The sequence below is a fragment of the Lysinibacillus sp. BF-4 genome (genome assembly GCF_000743635.1).
GTDB lineage: Bacteria > Bacillota > Bacilli > Bacillales_A > Planococcaceae > Metalysinibacillus > Metalysinibacillus saudimassiliensis.
Window position 1 is genome coordinate 17,492 of sequence record NZ_JPUW01000006.1, and the last position, 23,298, is coordinate 40,789.

General features: G+C 39.2%; 25 protein-coding genes and 2 other annotated features. Of the genes, 24 read left to right on the top strand and 1 reads right to left on the bottom strand.

Annotation, left to right across the window (positions count from 1 at the left end; translation table 11 throughout):
* Positions 1-7: 7 nt before the first annotated feature.
* Entirely contained in the window at positions 8-688 is a 681-nt protein-coding gene (locus CH76_RS04005) for a class I SAM-dependent methyltransferase (RefSeq protein ID WP_036143295.1), read from the bottom strand.
* 85 nt (positions 689-773) lie between these two features.
* On the opposite strand from CH76_RS04005, the gene CH76_RS04010 reads away from it, so the two are divergent.
* The 24 genes from CH76_RS04010 (at position 774) to rpoB (ending at position 23,289) form a co-directional block, all read left to right on the top strand.
* Positions 774-1,091, top strand: coding sequence for a DUF4870 domain-containing protein (locus CH76_RS04010; protein WP_036143298.1), 318 nt, complete (start codon positions 774-776; stop codon positions 1,089-1,091).
* A gap of 131 nt (positions 1,092-1,222) precedes the next feature.
* Entirely contained in the window at positions 1,223-1,702 is a 480-nt protein-coding gene (locus CH76_RS04015; RefSeq protein ID WP_036143300.1) for a CtsR family transcriptional regulator, read from the top strand.
* A 1-nt stretch (position 1,703) separates the two neighbouring features.
* Entirely contained in the window at positions 1,704-2,216 is a 513-nt protein-coding gene (locus CH76_RS04020) for a UvrB/UvrC motif-containing protein (RefSeq protein WP_036143303.1), read from the top strand.
* Positions 2,209-3,258, top strand: a complete 1,050-nt coding sequence (locus CH76_RS04025) for a protein arginine kinase (RefSeq protein ID WP_081892614.1) — start codon at positions 2,209-2,211, stop codon at positions 3,256-3,258. The genes CH76_RS04020 and CH76_RS04025 overlap by 8 nt, the downstream gene beginning before the upstream one ends.
* A 21-nt stretch (positions 3,259-3,279) precedes the next feature.
* The gene (locus tag CH76_RS04030; protein WP_036143306.1) at positions 3,280-5,733 is read left to right on the top strand and encodes an ATP-dependent Clp protease ATP-binding subunit; all 2,454 of its coding nucleotides are present in this window, start codon (positions 3,280-3,282) and stop codon (positions 5,731-5,733) included.
* Positions 5,734-5,821: 88 nt separating this feature from the next.
* Entirely contained in the window at positions 5,822-7,198 is a 1,377-nt protein-coding gene (gene radA, locus CH76_RS04035) for a DNA repair protein RadA (RefSeq protein ID WP_036143308.1), read from the top strand.
* A 122-nt stretch (positions 7,199-7,320) separates the two neighbouring features.
* On the top strand, positions 7,321-8,397 hold the full coding sequence (locus CH76_RS04040; RefSeq protein ID WP_036143312.1) for a PIN/TRAM domain-containing protein: 1,077 nt from the start codon (positions 7,321-7,323) through the stop codon (positions 8,395-8,397).
* A gap of 12 nt (positions 8,398-8,409) precedes the next feature.
* Positions 8,410-9,111 carry a 2-C-methyl-D-erythritol 4-phosphate cytidylyltransferase gene (gene ispD / locus CH76_RS04045; RefSeq protein ID WP_036143315.1) on the top strand — a complete coding sequence of 234 codons (702 nt, stop codon included), beginning with the start codon at positions 8,410-8,412 and terminating at the stop codon, positions 9,109-9,111.
* Positions 9,104-9,580, top strand: coding sequence for a 2-C-methyl-D-erythritol 2,4-cyclodiphosphate synthase (gene ispF / locus CH76_RS04050; protein WP_036143319.1), 477 nt, complete (start codon positions 9,104-9,106; stop codon positions 9,578-9,580). The genes ispD and ispF overlap by 8 nt, the downstream gene beginning before the upstream one ends.
* Before the next feature lie 68 nt (positions 9,581-9,648).
* Positions 9,649-11,109 (top strand): glutamate--tRNA ligase, encoded by a 1,461-nt coding sequence (gene gltX, locus CH76_RS04055; protein WP_036143322.1) that lies wholly within the window; start codon positions 9,649-9,651, stop codon positions 11,107-11,109.
* Positions 11,110-11,149: 40 nt separating this feature from the next.
* Positions 11,150-11,366, top strand: a binding site (T-box leader).
* Positions 11,367-11,419: 53 nt separating this feature from the next.
* Complete coding sequence (gene cysS / locus CH76_RS04060; protein WP_036143323.1) at positions 11,420-12,826, top strand: cysteine--tRNA ligase; 1,407 nt, start codon at positions 11,420-11,422, stop codon at positions 12,824-12,826.
* Between the two features lie 49 nt (positions 12,827-12,875).
* The gene (locus CH76_RS04065) at positions 12,876-13,238 is read left to right on the top strand and encodes a ribonuclease III domain-containing protein (protein ID WP_081892617.1); all 363 of its coding nucleotides are present in this window, start codon (positions 12,876-12,878) and stop codon (positions 13,236-13,238) included.
* Positions 13,238-13,987 carry a 23S rRNA (guanosine(2251)-2'-O)-methyltransferase RlmB gene (gene rlmB, locus CH76_RS04070; protein ID WP_036143328.1) on the top strand — a complete coding sequence of 250 codons (750 nt, stop codon included), beginning with the start codon at positions 13,238-13,240 and terminating at the stop codon, positions 13,985-13,987. Before CH76_RS04065 ends, rlmB begins: the two co-directional genes overlap by 1 nt.
* A 3-nt stretch (positions 13,988-13,990) precedes the next feature.
* The gene (locus CH76_RS04075; RefSeq protein WP_036143331.1) at positions 13,991-14,497 is read left to right on the top strand and encodes an NYN domain-containing protein; all 507 of its coding nucleotides are present in this window, start codon (positions 13,991-13,993) and stop codon (positions 14,495-14,497) included.
* Positions 14,498-14,513: 16 nt separating this feature from the next.
* A complete protein-coding gene (gene sigH / locus CH76_RS04080; RefSeq protein ID WP_036143334.1) occupies positions 14,514-15,137 on the top strand; it encodes an RNA polymerase sporulation sigma factor SigH in 624 nt (207 codons plus the stop codon).
* Positions 15,138-15,209: 72 nt separating this feature from the next.
* On the top strand, positions 15,210-15,356 hold the full coding sequence (gene rpmG / locus CH76_RS13670) for a 50S ribosomal protein L33 (RefSeq protein WP_081892615.1): 147 nt from the start codon (positions 15,210-15,212) through the stop codon (positions 15,354-15,356).
* A 45-nt stretch (positions 15,357-15,401) separates the two neighbouring features.
* Positions 15,402-15,587 carry a preprotein translocase subunit SecE gene (gene secE / locus CH76_RS04085; protein ID WP_036143338.1) on the top strand — a complete coding sequence of 62 codons (186 nt, stop codon included), beginning with the start codon at positions 15,402-15,404 and terminating at the stop codon, positions 15,585-15,587.
* A gap of 101 nt (positions 15,588-15,688) precedes the next feature.
* Positions 15,689-16,219, top strand: a complete 531-nt coding sequence (gene nusG / locus CH76_RS04090; RefSeq protein WP_036143341.1) for a transcription termination/antitermination protein NusG — start codon at positions 15,689-15,691, stop codon at positions 16,217-16,219.
* A 177-nt stretch (positions 16,220-16,396) separates the two neighbouring features.
* Positions 16,397-16,822 carry a 50S ribosomal protein L11 gene (gene rplK, locus CH76_RS04095; protein ID WP_036143343.1) on the top strand — a complete coding sequence of 142 codons (426 nt, stop codon included), beginning with the start codon at positions 16,397-16,399 and terminating at the stop codon, positions 16,820-16,822.
* A gap of 129 nt (positions 16,823-16,951) precedes the next feature.
* Positions 16,952-17,650: a 50S ribosomal protein L1 gene (rplA, locus tag CH76_RS04100; protein ID WP_036143346.1), complete on the top strand. Its 699-nt coding sequence runs from the start codon at positions 16,952-16,954 to the stop codon at positions 17,648-17,650.
* A 52-nt stretch (positions 17,651-17,702) separates the two neighbouring features.
* Positions 17,703-17,846 (top strand) — a sequence feature (ribosomal protein L10 leader region).
* Between the two features lie 32 nt (positions 17,847-17,878).
* Positions 17,879-18,379 carry a 50S ribosomal protein L10 gene (rplJ, locus tag CH76_RS04105; RefSeq protein ID WP_036143349.1) on the top strand — a complete coding sequence of 167 codons (501 nt, stop codon included), beginning with the start codon at positions 17,879-17,881 and terminating at the stop codon, positions 18,377-18,379.
* A 66-nt stretch (positions 18,380-18,445) separates the two neighbouring features.
* Positions 18,446-18,811 (top strand): 50S ribosomal protein L7/L12, encoded by a 366-nt coding sequence (gene rplL, locus CH76_RS04110; protein WP_036143353.1) that lies wholly within the window; start codon positions 18,446-18,448, stop codon positions 18,809-18,811.
* Positions 18,812-18,889: 78 nt separating this feature from the next.
* Positions 18,890-19,495: a class I SAM-dependent methyltransferase gene (locus CH76_RS04115; protein WP_036143356.1), complete on the top strand. Its 606-nt coding sequence runs from the start codon at positions 18,890-18,892 to the stop codon at positions 19,493-19,495.
* 236 nt (positions 19,496-19,731) lie between these two features.
* On the top strand, positions 19,732-23,289 hold the full coding sequence (gene rpoB, locus CH76_RS04120; RefSeq protein ID WP_200877327.1) for a DNA-directed RNA polymerase subunit beta: 3,558 nt from the start codon (positions 19,732-19,734) through the stop codon (positions 23,287-23,289).
* Positions 23,290-23,298: the final 9 nt, after the last annotated feature.

Consider the following 23,298-nt stretch of genomic DNA (forward strand, 5'->3'; position numbering starts at 1 on the left):
CAACTCCTTATTTTTTATAGCATGTCCAACCACAAAATAATGTAGTAGAGAAAAATCGCGCTATTTTTTCAAAGCCTGCATCTTTCAAAATACATACCATCTCTTGTTCTGTAATAAAGCTTAGGCTACGGATTTGCTTCTCCATTGAAGCCACTTGTTCTACCGAAAGTTTAGTATTTTGTAGCCAGTAAGCGCGCCACAAATCAAACTGCTGCTCTGTTTGTTCTGTACCTTGCTCTCCGCATTTGCAAACTATAATAAAAGGTGCGCCTTGTTTAATGTGTTCGGCTAACTTTTTTACAGTGGCAACTTGCTCAGCGCGGGTTTTAATAAAATGTAAAACAAGTAAGCAAGTAGCGCCGTCAAATTGTTTAGTTAGCGACACGTTGAGTACAGTACCTTTTAGTAACTCTACAGGGTTTTGTAGCTGTTGATCATATAATTTTTGTTGGGTAATCGTAAGCATTGCCTGCGACGGGTCGAGCGCCGTAAACTGCCATGCATGGTTAGTATCAGCAAAATGCAAAAGTTCGTTGCCACTCCCTACGCCTGCAATTAAAATATTTGCTTGCTTAGGTAATGCCATTTGTAAAAATGCCTGTGACAAACGTAGCATCGCATCATAACTTGGCAATGTGCGTCGAATGCCACGTTCGTACTCCGCACTTAATTCTTTATCAAATTTCATCAAAAAATCCCCCTTTGTGTTTGAAACTTTTTATGAAAGTGTACGTATAAATAGTATAAAGGATTTATAGAAAGGATGAGAGACTTTGGATAATAAACTTTCTAAAATAATCGTACACTCAAGCTTTTATTACGCGCCCTTTTTAGTGCCAGTCATTATGTTTTTTATCGCGACACTTGTAACGAATGATGAAGAGGTCCGTCGCTTATCTGTACAGGCTGTATTATTTCAAATTGTATTAGCTGTGTTACTTAGCGTATCATGGGCATTTACATTCCTAATCATTGGATTTCCGTTTTTAATTATCTTTGGTTTAATTTATATCTGTGCTCCAATTATTGGTATTATCCGTGCGCTACAAGGCGAAACATGGAATTACCCAATCGTTGGTCGCTTAGTATAAGAGTAGTGTGTCCCCTTGGGCACACTACTTTTTTTGAAGGGTTTTCTTTTGCAATACAATCTTGATTTTTTTATAATAAAGTCAAAGATAGTCAAAGTCAGTAACCATAAATGTTAAGAGAGGTGGTTATCGTGCGAAATACATCAGATATTATAGAAAGCTATTTAAAGCAAATAATTGAGTTAAATGATCAAGGTACAGTGGAGATTAAACGTAGTGAAATTGCGCTTAAGTTTAATTGCGTACCTTCACAAATAAATTATGTAATTAACACCCGCTTCACAGAGGAACGTGGCTATTTAGTTGAAAGTAAACGTGGTGGTGGCGGTTATATTAGGATATTACGTGTGCAACCACATTCGCAAAAAGAGTTAATTGAAGCTATGATTACCCAAATTGCAGATGAGGCTACACAAACTATGGCAGAGGATTATGTTTATCGTTTATTAGATGAGGAAGTTATTACAAAACGAGAGGCAAAAATGATTTTAGCTGCGACGATGCGCACGACATTAAATGTGCCGTTACCGCTTCGTGATCAGCTAAGAGCACGTGTGCTAAGCTCGGTACTTGTAACCCTGAAATATGAACAACGAAAAGAAGGTGAGTAATGTGTTATGTGAACGCTGTGAACAACGGCAAGCCGTTATAACAATTTCTAAAAATAACAATGGTGAGCAAGCTATCCACCATTATTGTGAGAAATGCGCCCAAAACTTTTATCCCTTTACAAATGAAATGCCAAAAGAACCGATTTCAATTCAACAATTACTTGCTAACTGGCAAGCACCTAAAAATATACGTAAAGAACAATTACGTTGTGAAGGGTGTGGCTATACGTATGCGCACTTCCGTAAAACGGGGCGCTTTGGCTGTGCTACATGTTACGACACATTTGCAGAGCAAATACCTAAAATTTTGCAGCCCATTCAAGCTGATTTACAACATGTAGGTGCTATGCCAACTATGTTGGAAAATAAAAAAGCGATGCAAAATGAAGTAGCTTCACTACGACAACAAATGCAAGAAGCCGTAGTAAGCGAAAGTTTTGAGCAAGCTGCCTTACTACGAGATGCCATTAAAGAGTTAGAGGCTAAGGTACAGGAGGGGAAGGCAAATGAATAATATCGATGATTTTTTACGATACACGCGTGATTGTGATATTACATTAGCTGATGCAACTCCAAATAGTGTAGCGATGAGTAGTCGTATACGCCTAGCTCGTAATCTTGAGGGATTTCGCTTTCCACCTTATTTAACAGAAGGAGAGGAAGCGGAAATTGAACGTGAAGTAACACATGCTTTACTGGATAATGTAGAAGGCTTACATTATTTTGACTTGCAAGAGATGCCTTTACTAGCACGTCAGGTGTTAGTTGAAAAACACTTAATTAGTCCGCAATTTTTACAGCAACAGCAAGGAGCATTAATTATTGCTGCGGATGAGCAAACAAGCATTATGGTAAATGAGGAGGACCATCTACGCATCCAATGTTTAGCGCCTGGTCTTAAACTTCAAGAAACCTATGAGCATGCTTTAATGCTTGACCGCCAAATTGAACAGGCACACCCCTATATGTATCATCAGCAATACGGTTATTTAACAAGTTGTCCTACTAATCTAGGTACAGGTTTACGAGCGTCCGTAATGCTACATTTACCAGCACTTACTATGACCAATCGCATGAATGTAATTATTCAAGCCATGCTACGCTTAGGTATGGTTGTGCGGGGTATATATGGAGAAGGTAGTGCAAGTTTGGGTAACATTTACCAAATTTCTAATCAAGAAACCCTTGGTAAATCTGAACAGCAAATTTTACATGACTTACAACAGCAAGTAGAACAAATAATTGAATATGAGTTGCGTGCACGTAAAGCATTAATGCAACAATCTAGCATTCTACTTGAAGATCAAATACAACGAGCACTAGGTACGTTACGTTATGCACGTACGATAACTAGTGAGGAAGCAGCAAGAGGATTGTCGAGCATACGTTTAGGTATCGACCTTGGCATTATTACAGACGTAACGATTAAAGCTGTTAACGCTTGTATTAGCTGTATGCAACCAGGCTTCCTGCAATATTATAAAAACGAGGCAATGCCAACGAATGAACGTGACATTGCACGCGCAACACTGATTAGAGATTTATTAACCAACTAACGTATAAGAGGAGGAAATAGTATGTTTAATCGATTTACAGAACGTGCAAATAAGGTGTTAAATTTAGCGCAAGATGAGGCAAAGCGTTGGAAGGCCTCAAAAATTGGTACTGAACATTTACTGTTAGGACTTGTGCGTGAAGGAGAAGGTATTGCCGCTAAAGCATTAGCAGCAGCCAATGTTACACCAGAAATGATTGAACGAGGTATCGAGCAACTAGTAGGGCATGGTACTGAGGAAGTAGATGCAGTTGTGCATCATACGCCACGTGCTAAGCGCGTATTAGAGCTAGCTGCAGATGAAGCGCGTAAATTAAATCACAATTATATTGGTACTGAACATATTTTACTTGGTTTAATTCGTGAAGAGGAAGGCGTAGCTGCACGTGTTTTAAATAACGTGGGGGTAGGCTTAAATAAAACGCGTCAGCAAGTATTATTATTACTTGGTAATAGTGAGCATGGTCAGCAAACACCGAATGGCGCTACTGTTAACCAACCAGCAAACACACCGACATTAGATGGACTAGCACGTGATTTAACACAAATCGCACGTGAAGGGACACTAGATCCTGTTATCGGACGCAGTAAGGAAATTACACGTGTCATTGAAGTGTTATCTCGCCGTACAAAAAACAACCCTGTATTAATTGGTGAGCCAGGTGTTGGTAAAACAGCAATTGCTGAAGGGTTAGCACAACAAATTGTTAATAATGAAGTACCTGAAATTTTACGTCACAAACGTGTTATGACATTAGATATGGGTACAGTTGTAGCAGGTACTAAATACCGCGGTGAGTTTGAGGACCGCCTTAAAAAAGTAATGGAAGAAATTCGACAAGCAGGCAATGTTATTTTATTTATTGACGAATTGCACACATTAATTGGAGCAGGCGGTGCAGAGGGTGCGATTGATGCCTCTAACATCTTAAAACCATCCTTAGCGCGCGGAGAGCTACAATGTATTGGTGCAACAACACTTGATGAGTACCGTAAATATATCGAAAAAGATGCGGCGCTTGAGCGTCGATTCCAACCAATTCAAGTCGATGAGCCTTCAGTAGAAGAAGCGATTCAAATTATTTATGGACTACGTGATCGCTATGAGGCACACCACTGTGTGAAGATTACAGATGAAGCAGTAGAAGCGGCTGCACAAATGAGTGATCGTTATATTTCAGATCGCTTTTTACCGGATAAAGCGATTGATTTAATTGACGAGGCAGGTTCTAAAGTACGCTTACGTTCTTATGTATTACCACCAAATTTAAAAGATTTAGAAGAAGAGTTAGATAAAGTGCGCGCAGAAAAAAATGCAGCCGTACAAGGACAAGAGTTTGAAAAAGCGGCTAAATTCCGTGACCGCGAAAAACAAATTACACTTGAAGTGCAAGAAATGAAAGATAAGTGGAAAGAAGAGCAAGATAAGGCTGAATTAGAAGTAACAGTTAACGATATTGCACAAGTTGTAGCGATGTGGACAGGTATTCCTGTAGCTAAAATTGCTGAAGAAGAATCAGCAAAACTACTTAACCTCGAAGAAGAACTACACAAACGAGTAGTCGGGCAAGGCGAGGCAGTAGAAGCCATTTCTCGCGCAATTCGTCGTGCACGTGCAGGGCTTAAAGATCCAAAGCGTCCTATTGGTTCGTTTATTTTCTTAGGACCAACAGGGGTTGGTAAAACTGAACTTGCACGCGCGCTAGCGGAAGTAATGTTTGGTGATGAGGATGCTATGATTCGGGTAGATATGTCTGAGTATATGGAAAAACACTCAACTTCACGTTTAGTGGGCTCGCCTCCAGGCTATGTTGGCTTTGAAGATGGTGGACAATTAACCGAAAAGGTACGTCGTAAACCGTACTCAGTAGTGTTACTAGATGAAATTGAAAAAGCACACCCAGATGTCTTTAATATTTTATTACAAGTATTAGATGATGGACGCTTAACAGACTCTAAAGGTCGGGTTGTAGACTTCCGTAATACGGTAGTAATTATGACATCAAACGTTGGTGCAGACGCACTGAAGTATCGCAAAAATGTAGGTTTTAATGTTAATGAGAGTGCAGCAAATGAACATAAGGATATGAAGGGTGTTATGTTGGAAGAATTGAAAAAAGCCTTCCGTCCAGAGTTCTTAAACCGTATTGACGAGATGATTGTCTTCCACTCATTGGACAAAGCGCACTTAAAAGAAATTATTCAATTAATGGCTAAGTCATTAACTAATCGTTTAGCTGAACAAGATATTGCCTTAGAATTTACAGAGGCAGCCTTAGAAAAAATAGCAGATGAGGGTTATGACCCAGAGTACGGTGCACGACCACTACGTCGTGCCTTACAAAAGCATGTAGAGGACCGTCTCTCTGAAGAATTACTTAAAGGTACAATCGCTAAAGGTGGAAATATCATCTTTGATTATGTTGATGGTGACTTTAAAGTACAGCAGGTAACACCAAGTGCTAGTGTGAAATAATTATGAGCGAGCTACTCTATAAAGGAGTAGCTCGTTTTTTGATTCGAATATATGTTCTGTTATACTTAAAAGAAAACAGGAGGCTATTATGGCAAAGAAAAAAACAAAATTTGCGTGTAATGACTGCGGTTACGAGTCTGCAAAATGGATGGGACGCTGTCCAGGGTGCGGGGCATGGAATACGATGGTTGAGGAAATTGAGGTAGTAACAAAAGGGCCACGTGGTGCTTTCCAACACTCAGCAACAGTTACTACAAAAGCTACACCTATTGTAAATGTAGAAACTGTAGAAGAGGCGCGTGTACCTACTACAATGAATGAGTTTAACCGTGTACTTGGCGGTGGCATCGTACCGGGGTCTTTGATTTTAATAGGTGGTGACCCAGGTATTGGTAAGTCTACGTTGCTCCTACAAGTATCTGCGATTTTATCAAACGCTAACCATCGCGTGCTGTATATTTCAGGTGAGGAGTCTATTCGTCAAACAAAGCTACGTGCAGAGCGTTTAGGTGTAACATCTAAAGAGCTCTACATTTATGCCGAAACTAACTTAGAATTTTTGCATCAAACAATTGAACAAGTAAAGCCTAAGTTTGTTATTGTCGATTCTATTCAAACTGTGCATCACCCTGAGGTGACGAGTGCGCCAGGTAGTGTATCACAGGTGCGAGAGTGTACAGCTGAGCTGATGCGTATCGCTAAAACGCAAAACATTGCTATCTTTCTCGTAGGGCATGTAACAAAGGAAGGGCAAATTGCTGGCCCTCGTTTACTGGAACATATGGTAGATACTGTGCTTTATTTTGAGGGAGAGCGCCATCATACGTACCGCATTTTACGAAGCCAAAAAAACCGCTTTGGCTCAACAAATGAGATTGCGATTTTTGAGATGCTACAAAATGGATTAAATGAAGTGCTTAATCCTTCAGAAATGTTTTTACAAGAGCGCTCACAAGGAGCGGCTGGCTCGAGTATCGTAGCATCAATGGAGGGGACACGCCCCATTCTAGTAGAAATTCAGTCTTTAGTTACGCCAACGAGTTTTAACTATCCAAAGCGTATGGCCACTGGACTTGATCAAAACCGTGTGCAACTATTAATGGCTGTTCTTGAAAAGCGAATGGGCTTTATGTTGCAATCACAAGATGCTTATATCAAAGTTGCTGGCGGTGTAAAGCTAGATGAGCCTGCAATTGATTTGGCAGTACTTGTAAGTATTGTGTCGAGCTTTAAAGACCAAGTAGTAAAACAAAGTGATTGTTTTTGTGGTGAGGTAGGCTTAACGGGTGAAGTACGCCGCGTGGCTCGCATCGAGCAACGTGTACAAGAAGCAGCTAAGCTTGGATTTACACGAGCTGTTGTACCTAAATCAAATTTAGGTGGCTGGGATTACCCACCAGGTATTGAAGTAGTAGGTGTCGAAACAATTCAAGAAGCGCTGAAATTAGCGTTTCCGTATCAATAAAAACAACAAACGCATCATCTCAACTTGGAGGTGATGCGTTTTGTTATAAAATCGCTATCGTTTGAACAGCTAAGTTGTAGGAAAAAATGTATAATACAACTATGTAGGAGGTGTTTTATAAAATGTTAAAGCGAACCATTCAAATTGCTTTTTTATTAATTGGAGGAGCCTTAGGATTTATCTTTTTACCGGACTTATACAAATTAATGAATTTATCAACAAACCCTTGGCTTAACAATCCGTATGTTTCTGTATTACTTGGCGCATTGATGTTGTTTATTTTGTCGTTTGCCTTCTCAGATTACTTTGTTAAATTAATTAGTTGGTTAGAGGACACGTTAATTAAAGTACCTGTGGCAGACTTATTATTTGGAACGCTCTGTTTGATTATTGGTTTAGTTATTGCCTTTTTATTAAGTTTTGCTGTTGAGAGTATCCCTATTTTATTTGTACAGCAAGTTGCGCCTATTATGCTATCCATTGTGCTAGGCTACTTAGGCTTTAGAGTAGGGTCAACAAAGCGGGATGAGATTTTACAAATTTTTGCGCTTAAAAATCAAAATGCACAAAAAAAAGCTGCTGCAGAGCCTGAAATTAATCCAGGTCGTCGTAAAGTACTTGATACAAGTGTCATTATTGATGGGCGTATTGCTGATATTGCAGAGACGGGATTTTTAGAGGGAGCCCTTGTAGTACCTCAATTTGTACTAACTGAGCTACAACATATCGCGGACTCATCAGACACACTAAAGCGTACGAGAGGTCGTAGAGGGTTAGATATTTTAAAGCGTCTGCAAGATGATAAGACATCTAATGTAGTAATTACAGACGAAGATTTTGAGGATGTAGCAGAAGTAGATTTAAAGCTTGTGCGTTACGCTAAAAAATACAGTGCCCAAGTGGTAACAAATGATTTTAACTTAAACAAAGTATGTGATTTACATCAGGTGGATGTATTAAATATTAATGATTTAGCTAATGCTGTAAAACCTGTAGTTATACCAGGCGAAAACATGCAGGTAGTCGTGATTAAAGATGGTAAGGAGCACAATCAAGGTGTTGCTTATTTAGATGACGGTACAATGATTGTCGTTGAAGAGGGGCGTTCATACATTGGTCAAGCTATTATGGTGACTGTAACAAGTGTGCTCCAAACTTCAGCAGGTCGAATGATTTTTGCCAAACCAGTAGAAGAGTAGGAAGTGAATGAATTGCAATATGAGGTAGTGTTGCCAGCTGCAGGTAGTGGCAAGCGTATGGGTGCGGGACAGAACAAATTATTTCTTCAACTTGCGAATAAGCCTATCTTGATTCATACCCTTACAGTATTTGAACAGGATGAAAATTGCACAGGCATATGGTTAGCTGTTAGACCTGATGAACGAGTATATATTCGAGAGTTACTCAAGGCTTATAATATTACAAAGGTTAGCGGTATGCCTGATGGTGGCGCAGAGCGACAACACTCAGTTCACGCGTGTATCAAGGCTATGAATAATGTAAGTATTGTGCTAGTACATGACGCAGCACGTCCATTTATAACAGCCCCAATTATTGCAAAGCTTACAGCAGCAGCTTATGACAAGGGAGCGGCAATTGCGGGTGTGCGAGCAAAGGACACGATGAAAAAGGTAGTGAATGGTCGTGTACAAGAAACGATTGATCGCGATAGTTTATGGATGGTCCAAACACCCCAAGCATTTCGATTTGATTTATTAGCACAAGCTGAAGATGTTGCCGAAAAAATTGGTTTTTTAGGTACAGATGAGGCTATGCTTGTCGAACGTTTAGGGCATACCGTTCATATGGTGGAAAGCACATATGAAAATGTTAAAATGACAACACAAGAAGATTTAGTTTTTGGCGAGGCGATTTTACAGCACCGCCAACAAGGAGGACAAACAAATGTTTAGAATTGGTCAAGGTTTTGATGTTCATGAATTTGCAGAGGGACGTCCATTAATTATTGGTGGTATAACTGTACCTCACGACAGAGGGCTAATTGGTCATTCTGATGCCGATGTGTTATTACATACGGTAACAGATGCAGCTTTAGGTGCTATTGGTGAGGGAGATATTGGACGACACTTCCCTGATACAGACCCGGAGTTTAAGGGTGCAGATTCTGCTAAGTTACTAGAGTATATTTGGAAAATGGTAGAGGAGCGAGGCTATAAACTAGGTAATATTGATTGCACAATTATGGCGCAACGACCTAAAATGGCTCCTTATATTGAACCAATGCGTAATCGAATTGCAGAACTATTGCATGCCCATCCTTCCCAAGTGAATGTTAAGGCTACAACGACAGAGAAACGTGGGTTTGTAGGCCGAGAAGAAGGCATTGCAACAATGGCAACGATTTTATTAATCAAGGCATAACACAGTATGTTAAAATGGAACACATACATTCAAGCACAGCTTGAACGATAATTAGGAGGCTATTATTCATGACGAACGAAGTACGCGTACGTTATGCGCCAAGCCCAACTGGCTTTTTACACATCGGCGGCGCACGTACAGCATTATTCAACTATTTATATGCAAGACACCACAACGGTAAATTTATTGTACGTATCGAGGATACTGACATTGGACGTAATGTTGAAGGTGGCGAGGCATCTCAGCTAGATAACTTACGTTGGTTAGGTATTGATTATGATGAGTCTGTTGATATTGGTGGACCTTATGCACCTTATCGCCAAACGGAGCGTTTAGATATTTATACAAAGCATGCACAAGAGCTATTAGATCAAGGTGTAGCATATAAGTGTTTCTGTTCTTCAGAGAAATTAGAAGCATCACGTGAAGAGCAAAAAGCTAATGGTATTGCAGCACCAACATATGATGGTACGTGCCGTAATCTATCAGCTGAAGAAGTTGCAGCAAAGGAAGCAGCTGGCGAAGCATATACAATTCGTATGCGTGTCCCTGAAAATGTAACATATGAAATTGACGATTTAGTACGTGGTAAAGTTACGTTTGAATCAAAAGACGTTGGCGACTGGGTAATCGTTAAAGCAAACGGTATTCCTACGTATAACTACGCAGTAGTGTTAGATGACCATTACATGAAGATGACACATATTTTCCGTGGTGAAGAGCATTTATCAAACACACCAAAACAAATGATGATTTTTGATGCATTTGGTTGGGAGCACCCACGCTTTGGCCATATGACGCTAATCGTTAACGAGGACCGTAAAAAACTATCAAAACGTGACGAGTCAATTATTCAATTCGTTACACAATACAAAGAGCTTGGTTATTTACCAGAAGCAATGTTTAACTTCTTTGCTTTACTAGGCTGGTCACCAGAAGGTGAAGAAGAAATCTTTACAAAAGAACAGCTTATCGAGCTATTTGACGAAAAGCGTCTTTCGAAATCACCATCAATGTTTGATAAACAAAAGTTAACATGGATGAATAACCAATACATTAAAAAGTTATCACTAGATGAAGTAGTGGAGCTAGCATTACCACACTTACAAAAAGCAGGTCGCTTACCAGAAGCATTAACAGCAGAGCAACAAGCTTGGGCTAAAGATGTTATCGCGCTTTATCACGAGCAAATGAGCTTCGGTGCAGAAATCGTTGAATTAACAGAGCTGTTCTTCACAGACGAAATTCATTACGATGAAGCGGCAACAGAAGTACTAGCTGGCGAGCAAGTTCCTGAAGTGATGGCAGCATTTAAAGTACAATTAGAGCAACTAGAAGAGTTCACACCAGAAGCAATTAAGGCAGCAATTAAAGCAGTACAAAAAGAAACAGGACATAAGGGTAAAAACCTATTCATGCCAATTCGTGTTGTTACAACAGGTCAAACGCATGGTCCTGAGCTACCAAATTCAATCGCATTATTAGGTAAAGATAAAGCAGTTGCTCGCGTAGCAAAATATGCACAATAATATTGACTTTCTAAGCGTTCATTGTAAAATGAAGCTACAATAATATGCGTTGACGAGGAGAAGTAAGTATTGCAAGCTCTTTAGAGAGGACCACCACTGGCTGAAAGTGGTCTGAGCCTAGGTAAAACTGAAATGCACCTTCGAGCAATTTAATCGAAATAAAGTAGATTAAATCGGTTCGCTACCGTTACTAGCGCTTAAAGATGAAGAATTATTCTTCAAATCAGAGTGGAACCACGTCATTAAACGTCTCTGTCACCTATTATGGTGATAGAGACGTTTTTATTTTATAAAAAGAGGAGAGGTTACAATGGCAATTAAAATTTTCAATACATTATCTCGTGAAAAAGAAGTGTTCGTTCCTATGGAAGAGGGCAAAGTGAAAATGTATGTTTGTGGGCCTACAGTTTATAACTACATTCATATTGGTAACGCTAGACCTGTAATCGTTTATGATACAGTACGTCGCTACTTGCAATACCGCGGTTATGATGTGACATATGTTTCTAACTTTACGGATGTTGATGATAAAATTATTAAAGCAGCAAATGAGCTAGGCGAAGAAGTATCGACATTAACAGAACGCTTTATTAATGCATACTTTGAAGACGTTACAGCGCTAGGATGCAAAAAGGCAGACGCCCATCCGCGTGTAATGGATCATATGCAAGATATCATTGAGTTTATTAAAGTGCTAGTAGACAAGGGTTATGCTTATGAGTCGCAAGGCGATGTGTATTACCGTACGCGTAAGTTTAATGGTTATGGTAAATTGTCACATCAATCGATTGATGATTTAAAAGTAGGTGCACGTATTGAAGCGGGTGAAAAGAAAGAAGATGCGCTTGACTTTGCATTATGGAAAGCAGCGAAACCAGGAGAAATTTCATGGGATAGCCCTTGGGGTGCGGGACGACCAGGCTGGCATATTGAGTGTTCAGTAATGGCGCGTGAGCATTTAGGAGATACAATTGACATTCATGCAGGCGGACAGGATTTAACTTTCCCGCATCATGAAAATGAAATTGCACAATCTGAAGCACATAATGATAAAACATTTGCACGCTATTGGATGCATAATGGTTATATTAATATTGATAACGAGAAAATGTCGAAGTCACTAGGTAACTTTGTTTTAGTTAATGATATTCGTCAAAAAATTGACCCACAAGTGCTACGCTTCTTTATGCTGTCAGTGCACTACCGTCACCCTATTAACTTTGCTAAAGATTTAGTAGATGCTGCGGCTACAAGTTTTGAACGTATTAAAACAGCTTATACAAATGTTAAGCATAGACTATCAACAACAACAGATGTAGTAGATGCAGGCGATTGGTTAACACAAATTAAAGAACAGCGCGTAGCTTTCGAAACAGCAATGGATGACGATTTTAATACAGCTAATGCGATTTCTGTATTATTTGAGTTAGCGCGTATTGCAAATATTTACTTACAACAAGAAAATACATCCCAAGATGTACTACAAGCCTTCATTACAACCTTTGATGAATTAGCTGATGTTTTAGGGCTAGTATTAGCAACAGATGATTTATTAGATGAGGATATTGACCAATTAATCCAAGAACGTATTGATGCACGAAAAAATAAAGACTTTGCTCGTTCAGATGAAATCCGTGATTTATTGCAGGCGAAAGGCATTATTTTAGAAGATACACGCCAAGGTACTCGTTGGAAACGAGGTTCAGCTAGTGAGTAAATTACGCGCTAGTGATGTGTTACAGTTAAATGCTTTAGCATTAGCTTATATGGGGGATGCGGTATTGGAAGGACGCGTGCGTGCACATTTATTGCATAGTGGTCGAGTAAAGCCCAATACACTTCACCGTGAGGCAACAAAGTATGTATCAGCAAAAGCACAATCACATGTCATCCAACAATTAATCGCTGAAGAATTTTTAACTGAGCAAGAAGTAGCAATATTTAAACGTGGTCGTAATGCAAAGTCTGGCTCTGTTCCTAAAAATACTGATGTGCGCACGTATCGCAATAGCTCTGGTTATGAAGCAGTATTAGGTAGCTTGTTTTTGCGAGAAGAGTACGAACGTGTAAATGAAATTATTGATAAATCAATTGAAATATGTGAACGACCGAAAGGAGAGGAATCGTAATGAGCGAACAACAAAGTGAAATGATTTGCGGTAAAAACCCCGTCTTAGAGGCACTACGATCAGGACGTGAAATTAACAAGATTTTTATTGCAGAAGGTGTTAAAAAAACAGGAGTTAATGAATTATTAGATTTAGCTAGAGAAAGAGGCGTGCTTGTTCAATTTGTGCCAAAGAAAAAAGTAGAAATGTTAGCAGATAACGAAAATCATCAAGGTATCGTAGCTGCAGTAGCAGCTTATGACTATGCTGAATTGGACGATGTATTTGCAGCGGCTAAAGCTAAGGAGCAAGATCCATTTATTTTAATCTTAGATGAGTTAGAAGATCCACATAATCTAGGTTCTATTATGCGTACAGCAGATGCTGTAGGTGTACACGGTATTATTATCCCTCGTCGTCGTGCGGTTGGTTTAACATCAGTTGTTGCTAAAGCATCAACGGGCGCAATTGAACATGTGCCAGTCGTACGCGTCAACAATTTATCACAAACTATCGAAGAGCTAAAAGAGCGTGGCGTTTGGATTGCAGGCACAGATGCTAAAAAATCTGTTGATTATCGTAAAATGGATGCAACATTACCATTAGCTGTTATTATTGGAAGTGAAGGTAAAGGCATGAGTCGTATCTTAAAAGAAAAATGTGATTTCTTATATCACTTACCAATGGTAGGGCATGTTACATCATTAAATGCTTCTGTAGCTGCAGCTTTACTTATGTATGAAGTGTATCGTAAACGACAAGAAGAATAAGCCATGAAACATATCCTTCTTGTTGATGGCTATAATATGATAGGCGACTGGCAAGTGTTACGGGAGCTTAGAGATATTGACTTTGAGGCTGCTCGTAATCGCCTAGTAGAACTGTTAGCGGAGTATCAAGCAGCTAAAGGTATACGCGTCATTATTGTATTTGATGCTTATTTAGTTCAAGGGAAAAAGAGTCAGTACCGACAGAGTGGGGTAGAGGTAATCTATACCGCTAAAAACGAGACAGCTGATGAGCATATCGAAAAATTATCCAATGAATTAAAAGGGCGTAAAATTCAAATTCATGTAGCGACATCTGATATGACAGAGCAAAATATAGTGTTTGGTAATGGTGCTTTGCGTAAATCAGCGCGCGAACTAGAGATTGAAGTAGGCATTGCAAAAAAGGTGATTGAAGCAGATGTTCAAAAGACCAATGTCATTCGGCACACAGGGCTGGATGTTTCGGAAAGTGTATTAGAAAAGCTAGAGCGAATTCGTAGAGGGTTATGAAAGCGGGTGGCGTTTGATGAATAAGTTTGAGTTGTTAGCAGATGAGGAAGTCATTAATTTAATACAGCAAGGTGATGTAGAAGCGCTAGAGTACATTATAAACAAGTATAAAATAATAGTACTGGCTAAAGCTAAATCTTATTTTTTAATTGGCGCAGACCGTGAAGATATTATTCAAGAAGGCATGATTGGTTTGTATAAAGCAATTCGCGATTATCGCGATGATAAAAATGCTTCCTTTCGTGTATTTGCTGAACTATGTGTGACACGACAAATTATTACGGCCATCAAAACAGCAACGCGTCAAAAGCATATGCCACTAAACGCTTATGTGTCATTAGACAAGCCGGTGTACGAAGAGGACTCCGAAAAAACATTGGTTGAAACAATGGTAGGTCCAACAACAATAGAGCCTGAAAATATTGTGCTTCAGCAAGAGCAACAAGATTATATTGAACTGAAAATGAGTGAAGTATTAAGTGAGCTTGAGCAGCGCGTATTAGCACTGTATTTAGAAGGACAATCCTACGGCGAAATCTCAGAACAACTTGACCGCCATGTAAAATCTATCGATAATGCGCTCCAACGTGTAAAACGTAAATTAGGGCAACATATCGAAGTAACAGAAATTCTCGGATAGTTTTACACTTTATTGACAGTATGAAAGTAAGGTGATAGTCTTTAAAAGACTAAGTGCCGAAAAGGTGATGACATGGCAAATAAAGTCGCTCTAAGTTGTGAGAAGTGCGGATCACGTAATTATTCTGTGCCTGCTAAAAAAGATGTTACAAAGCGTCTAGCAATAAAAAAGTTTTGTTCTCACTGCAATGAGCATACGATGCATAAACAAACGGTATAGTGAAATATAGTAAAAGTATTTTAAGCTGTTCGGAGGTAAGTAAGCATGAATAAAATTATGCAGTTTTTACGTGAAGTCGGCTCTGAAATGCGTAAAACAAGTTGGCCTAAGCGAAAAGAACTTACAAAATATACTGTAGTAGTAATTTCAACAGTGGTATTTATGGCAGTTTTCTTTGCGGCAGTTGACTTCGGTATTTCGCAATTCATGAATTGGTTCTACTCACTGTGATGAAATAAAATAATTTTTGAAATAGCCCGTCACAACATACGGGTTTTTTCATTTGTTCAGACATAAAACTAAGGAGGGACGGACGAGCAGTCCTATATATTATGGAGAAAAATTGGTACGTCGTTCATACGTATTCAGGTTATGAAAATCGAGTAAAGCAAAATTTAGAAAAACGTGTAGAAACAATGGGAATGACGGATAAAATCTTCCGTGTAGTAGTTCCTGAGCGTGAAGAAACAGAAATTAAAGATGGTAAGAAAAAAACTTATATGCGTAAAGTTTTCCCGGGTTACGTATTAGTTGAGCTTATTATGACAGATGATTCTTGGTATGTTGTACGTAACACACCAGGTGTAACTGGCTTTATTGGTTCTTCGGGTGGCGGTGCAAAACCAACACCATTATTACCTGATGAAGTATCTCGTTTATTAGATCAAATGGGCATGACAGAGGATGTCGGCGCAGATATCGCAGTAGGCGATTTAGTAGAAGTACTAGAAGGACCGTTCGCACACTTCCAAGGTAAAGTGGAAGCAGTTAATACAGAAGATGAGTTATTAACGGTAATCGTTGATATGTTTGGTCGCGAAACAAACATGGAACTTAGCTTTGCACAAGTTACTAAAGTTTAACTTTTAAATTACTTGCTAACATAAAATAAAAGTGGTATCATTTCATAGGTCAGACCGTCACTTTAAGGTGGGTCAGATTTTACATGTTTAAATGTTATCAGTTTATAGGCTGACAGACAGATATGAGTGGGAGGGGCAACCCAATTACCACATCACGGACTTAAGGAGGTGTGTCTCGTGGCTAAAAAAGTTACTAAAGTTGTAAAATTACAAATTCCTGCTGGTAAAGCTAACCCAGCTCCGCCGGTTGGTCCTGCGTTAGGTCAAGCAGGTGTAAACATCATGGGATTCTGTAAAGAATTCAATGCGCGTACTGCAGATCAAGCTGGTCTTATTATTCCAGTTGAAATTTCAGTATTTGAGGACCGTTCTTTCACTTTCATTACGAAAACTCCACCCGCAGCAGTGTTACTTAAAGTAGCAGCTGGCGTTCAAAAGGGATCTGGTGAACCTAACCGTAACAAAGTAGCAACGGTTAAACGTGATAAAGTTCGCGAAATCGCTGAAACAAAAATGCCAGACCTTAACGCTGCATCAGTAGAAGCAGCAATGTTAATGGTTGAAGGTACTGCACGAAGCATGGGTATCACGATTGAAGACTAATTTTTACTACTCAATTCACTTGATGAAGTAATTGTTTTTGGAGGTTGCGGAGTTTCTTTTGTAAACGCGCAACCTTTATTCGTGGGAGGTAAAATCCGTTAAAACCACAATCAAGGAGGAAAATATACAATGGCTAAAAAAGGTAAAAAGTTGCAAGAAGCAGCTAAATTAATCGACCGTAACGCTGTATATTCTGTTGAAGAAGCAATGGAATTAGCGAAAAAAACGAGCACAGTTAACTTTGACGCTACAGTTGAAGTTGCATTCCGTTTAGGAATCGACACTCGTAAAAACGATCAACAAATCCGTGGTGCAGTAGTGCTACCAAACGGTACTGGTAAAACTCAAAAAGTTTTAGTTTTCGCTAAAGGTGAAAAACTTAAAGAAGCTGAAGCTGCAGGTGCAGATTACGTAGGCGACGCTGAGTACATCCAAAAAATCCAAGGTGGCTGGTTCGATTTCGACGTTATCGTTGCGACTCCAGACATGATGGGTGAAGTGGGTAAACTTGGTCGCGTATTAGGACCTAAAGGTTTAATGCCTAACCCGAAAACTGGCACAGTTACTTTCGACGTAGCAAAAGCTATCGCTGAAATCAAAGCTGGTAAAGTTGAATACCGTGCTGAAAAAGCTGGTATCATCCACGCGCCAATCGGTAAAGCATCATTTGACGCTGAAAAATTAGTTGAAAACTTCAAAACAGTATTTGACGTAGTAGCTAAAGCTAAACCAGCTTCTGCAAAAGGTACTTACATGAAATCAGTAAACGTTACAACTACAATGGGACCTGCTATCAAAATTGATGCATCTTCTGTAGACGTAAAATAATATATACAAGTGATTGACAGGTGTTAAGTAATTTGATATTATTAGCACCGTTGTGAATCATCCATTTGTACCGTAGACAGTAGGAGTGCTTAGTCACTTAATATCCTACCGAGGACAACGGAATTCAGATTCTTTTTAAGATGATGATATTCTGCCTCTATGTCTGCTCTAGATATAGAGGCTTTTTTCGGTATAAATGACCCATTCTAAATAGGAGGTGTCATCAAGATGAGCCAAGCAATTGAAATCAAAAAAGGTCAAGTTCAAGAAATCGCTGAGAAATTCAAAGCAGCTGCTTCTGTAGTAGTAGTTGACTACCGTGGTTTAACAGTAGCGCAAGTTACTGAACTACGTAAACAATTACGCGAAGCTGGTATCGAGTACAAAGTTTACAAAAACTCACTTACTCGCCGTGCAGCAGAATTAGAAGGATTTGAAGGTATCAATGAATTCTTAACTGGTCCTAACGCTATCGCTTTCTCTAATGAAGACGTAGTAGCTCCAGCTAAAATCATCAACGATTTCGCTAAAGCTAACGACAAATTAGAAATCAAAGCAGGTATTATCGAAGGTAACGTATCTTCAGCTGAAGACATTAAAGCACTTGCAGAACTTCCATCACGCGAAGGTCTACTATCTATGCTTTTATCTGTACTACAAGCTCCAGTACGCAACTTCGCTCTTGCAACAAAAGCTGTTGCAGAACAAAAAGAAGAACAAGGCGCATAAGTCTTGCTTCAACCATGTGGCATAAAGCTGCAAACTAAAACAACATCCAATTAGGAGGAAATTATAATGAACAAAGATCAAATCTTAGAAGCTATCAAAGCTATGACAGTTCTTGAGTTAAACGACTTAGTAAAAGCAATCGAAGAAGAATTCGGTGTTACTGCAGCTGCTCCTGTAGCAGTTATGGGTGGCGCTGGTGGCGGCGACGCTGCAGCAGAAAAAACAGAATTCGACGTAGTTCTTGAGTCTGCTGGCGCTCAAAAAATTAAAGTAATCAAAGTGGTTCGCGAAATCACTGGCCTAGGCTTAAAAGAAGCTAAAGAATTAGTAGACAACGCTCCAAAAGCTCTTAAAGAAGGCATTGCTAAAGAAGAAGCAGAAGAAATGAAAGCTAAACTTGAAGAAGTAGGCGCATCTGCAGAACTTAAGTAATTCTTTTTAACAAAAAAAGAAAGCTCGTCATCATTTGTGGCGAGCTTTTCTTCATTTTATTTTGAGGAGGGCGAAACGATGTCTGAACATTATTATTCAAATCAACCTAAAGTGGAAAGTAAACCTCAACACTTCCAATTTACATTGTTAGGACATACGTTTACGTTTGAAACAGATGCGGGTGTTTTTAGTAAAAGCGAGGTAGATTTTGGTTCCCGCGTGCTCATCGATGCTTTCGAGTTGCCAGGTGTAACTGGAGATATACTCGATGTAGGTTGTGGTTATGGACCAATCGGTTTATCGATGGCTAAAACATATCCCGAACATCAAGTACAAATGGTCGATGTAAATGAGCGTGCATTGCAACTTAGTAAAAAGAATGCAGAGCGAAACGGGATTCAAAATGTACGCATTTATCCAAGTGATGGACTATCTGCTGTACAGAAAAATCGTCCGATTGCAGCTGTTATAACTAATCCACCAATCAGAGCTGGTAAGGATACGGTATTCCGATTTTATCAGGGAGCGTATGAATTGTTAGTAAGTGGAGGAGAGTTGTGGGTTGTTATCCAAAAGAAACAGGGAGCACCTTCGACAGTGGCGTATTTAGAGGATTTATTTGCATCAGTAGAAGTAGTAGAAAAGAAAAAAGGTTATTGGATTATAAAAGCTGAGAAAAAATAGCTATATAACCAATATTATTGACTTGACAAATTAACTATGATAACATAGTAAAATGCAAAATTATTATTTTGAGGTCGTATGCCCTTTTTTTCTGAAATAAGGCATATTGACAAGTAACATAATGTTTGGTTAACCGAAAATGCGGTCTTATTAGTAAGGCTCGTTTTCTTTTTGTCTTTCGAAATCATACACTATATCTATGTTTTTGAAAAGACCCATTATCGCTTTAATGAGGGGTGAATGAGTTGACAGGTCAACTAGTTCAATACGGACAACACCGCCAGCGTAGAAGCTTTGCGCGTATTAAAGAGGTGCTTGAACTTCCGAATTTAATTGAAATTCAAACAGCATCTTATGAGTGGTTCCTTGAAGAAGGATTGCGTGAAATGTTTAAAGATATTTCGCCAATCGAGGATTTTACAGGTAATCTGTCGTTAGAATTCATCGACTATAAATTAGGGGAACCTAAATATGATGTTGATGAAAGTAAAGAGCGCGATGTAACTTATGCAGCACCACTTCGTGTAAAAGTACGACTGTATAACCGAGAAACAGATGAAGTTAAAGAGCAAGAAGTATTTATGGGTGACTTCCCATTAATGACAGAGACGGGTACATTCATCATCAATGGTGCTGAACGTGTAATCGTATCTCAGTTAGTGCGTTCACCAAGTGTTTATTTCCATGATAAAACTGATAAAAATGGTAAGCGTGGCTTTGGTGCTACTGTTATTCCTAACCGTGGTGCTTGGCTAGAGTATGAAACAGATGCTAAAGACGTAGTTTATGTACGTATTGATCGTACACGTAAACTACCAGTAACTGTTCTATTACGTGCTTTAGGATTAAGCTCAGACCAAGAAATCATTGATGTTATTGGTGATAACGAATATTTACGCAACACATTAGAGAAAGACAATACTGAAGGCACTGAGAAAGCATTGCTTGAAATTTATGAGCGACTGCGTCCTGGTGAGCCACCAACAGTAGAAAGTGCAAAAAGTTTATTATTCTCTCGTTTCTTCGATGCTAAGCGTTATGATTTAGCTAATGTTGGACGTTATAAAATGAATAAAAAACTACACATTAAAAATCGTTTATTTAATCAAACGATTGCTCAAGACTTAATCGACCCTGAAACAGGCGAAATTTTAGTCGAAGAAGGTACATTATTAGATCGTCGTACGTTAAATCGCATTCTTCCATTCTTAGAGGATGCTGACAAGCGTATTGGTATCGAATCTATTAGCCAAGTTAATGGCGTATTAGAAGAAGATATTGATATTCAAACGATTAAGATTTATGCACCAAAGGACGAAACACAAAAAGAAATTAACGTTATCAGCAATGGTTACATTACTGAAAATGTGAAAAATATTACGCCTGCGGACATCATTTCTTCTATTAGTTACTTCTTTAACTTATTGTATAAAGTTGGAACAACAGATGATATTGACCACTTGGGTAACCGTCGTCTACGTTCAGTAGGGGAATTACTACAAAACCAATTCCGTATTGGTTTATCTCGTATGGAGCGTGTTGTTAAAGAACGTATGTCGATTAACGATACAGCTGCCATTATGCCTCAACAATTAATTAACATTCGTCCAGTAATTGCGTCAATTAAAGAGTTCTTTGGTAGCTCTCAATTATCTCAATTCATGGACCAAACAAACCCACTTGCAGAGTTAACGCATAAACGTCGTCTATCTGCATTAGGACCTGGTGGTTTAACGCGTGAACGTGCTGGTTTTGAAGTACGTGACGTTCACTACTCTCACTATGGTCGTATGTGTCCAATCGAAACACCAGAGGGACCGAACATCGGTTTAATCAACTCATTATCTTCATTTGCAAAAGTAAATAAATTTGGCTTCATTGAAACACCTTACCGTCGTGTTGATCACGAAACAGGTCGTGTGACAGAGCAAATTGATTATTTAACTGCTGATGAAGAAGACAACTACTATGTAGCACAAGCAAACTCTATCTTAAATGAAGATGGAACTTTCGCTAATGATGAAGTTGTAGGTCGTTTCCGTGGAGATAACACGGTGTTTAACAAAGAGAAAATTGACTATATGGATGTATCACCGAAGCAAGTTGTTTCGGCAGCGACAGCATGTATTCCTTTCTTAGAAAACGATGACTCTAACCGTGCGCTTATGGGTGCAAACATGCAACGTCAAGCTGTTCCTTTATTAAACCCTGAATCACCATTTGTTGGTACAGGTATGGAGCATGTTGACGCTCGTGACTCAGGTGCTGCGGTTGTAGCTAAATATGATGGTATTGTTGAACATGTTGAAGCTCGTCAAATCTTAGTTCGTCGCATTGAAATTAGCGATGGTAAAGAGGTAAAAGGCGATTTAACAACATATAAATTACAAAAATTTATTCGTTCAAACCAAGGTACATCTTATAACCAACGTCCAATCGTTAATGTGGGTGATCGCGTTAAGCCACTTGATATTTTAGCTGATGGTCCTTCAATGGAGCTTGGCGAATTAGCATTAGGCCGTAACGTGCTTGTTGCATTCATGACGTGGGATGGCTTTAACTATGAGGATGCTATCATCATGAGTGAACGCTTAGTTAAAGATGATGTATACACATCTATTCATATTGAAGAATATGAATCAGAATCACGTGATACAAAATTAGGACCTGAAGAGATTACTCGCGATATTCCTAACGTTGGTGAAGAAGCACTTCGCAACTTAGACGATCGTGGTATTATCCGCATTGGTGCTGAGGTTCGTGATGGTGATATTTTAGTAGGTAAAGTTACGCCTAAAGGTGTTACTGAGCTTACAGCTGAAGAGCGCCTATTACATGCAATCTTTGGTGAAAAAGCACGTGAAGTACGTGATACATCACTACGTGTTCCACACGGCGCAGGCGGTATTGTATTAGACGTTAAAGTCTTCAACCGTGAAGATGGAGACGAATTACCACCGGGTGTTAACCAATTAGTACGTGTATATATCGTACAAAAACGTAAAATCCGCGTTGGTGATAAAATGGCTGGACGACATGGTAACAAAGGTGTTATCTCTCGTATCCTTCCAGAAGAAGATATGCCATTTATGCCAGATGGCACACCAGTCGACATCATGTTAAACCCATTAGGCGTACCTTCTCGTATGAACATCGGACAAGTATTAGAGTTACATTTAGGTATGGCAGCTCGTTACTTAGGCGTTCATATGGCAACACCAGTATTTGATGGTGCTAACGAAGAAGACGTTTGGGAGACAATGGAAGAAGCAGGCATGAACCGTGATGGTAAAACAATTCTGTATGATGGACGCTCAGGCGAACCATTTGATAACCGCGTTTCTGTAGGTATCATGTACATGATTAAATTAGCCCACATGGTTGATGACAAACTTCATGCTCGTTCTACTGGACCATACTCACTTGTTACACAACAACCACTTGGCGGTAAAGCTCAATTTGGTGGACAACGTTTCGGTGAGATGGAGGTTTGGGCACTTGAAGCTTATGGTGCTGCTTACACATTACAAGAAATTTTAACAGTGAAATCGGATGACGTTGTAGGACGTGTTAAAACATACGAAGCAATTGTTAAAGGTGAAAGTGTTCCAGAACCAGGTGTTCCAGAATCATTTAAAGTATTAATCAAAGAACTTCAAAGTTTAGGTATGGATGTTAAAATGCTAACAATTAACGATGAAGAAGTGGAACTTCGTGATTTAGACGAAGAAGACGAAATTCAGCCGTCAAATGCCTTAAACTTAGCGCAAGAAAAAGAAGAAGTTGTTGAATAAATAATAGAA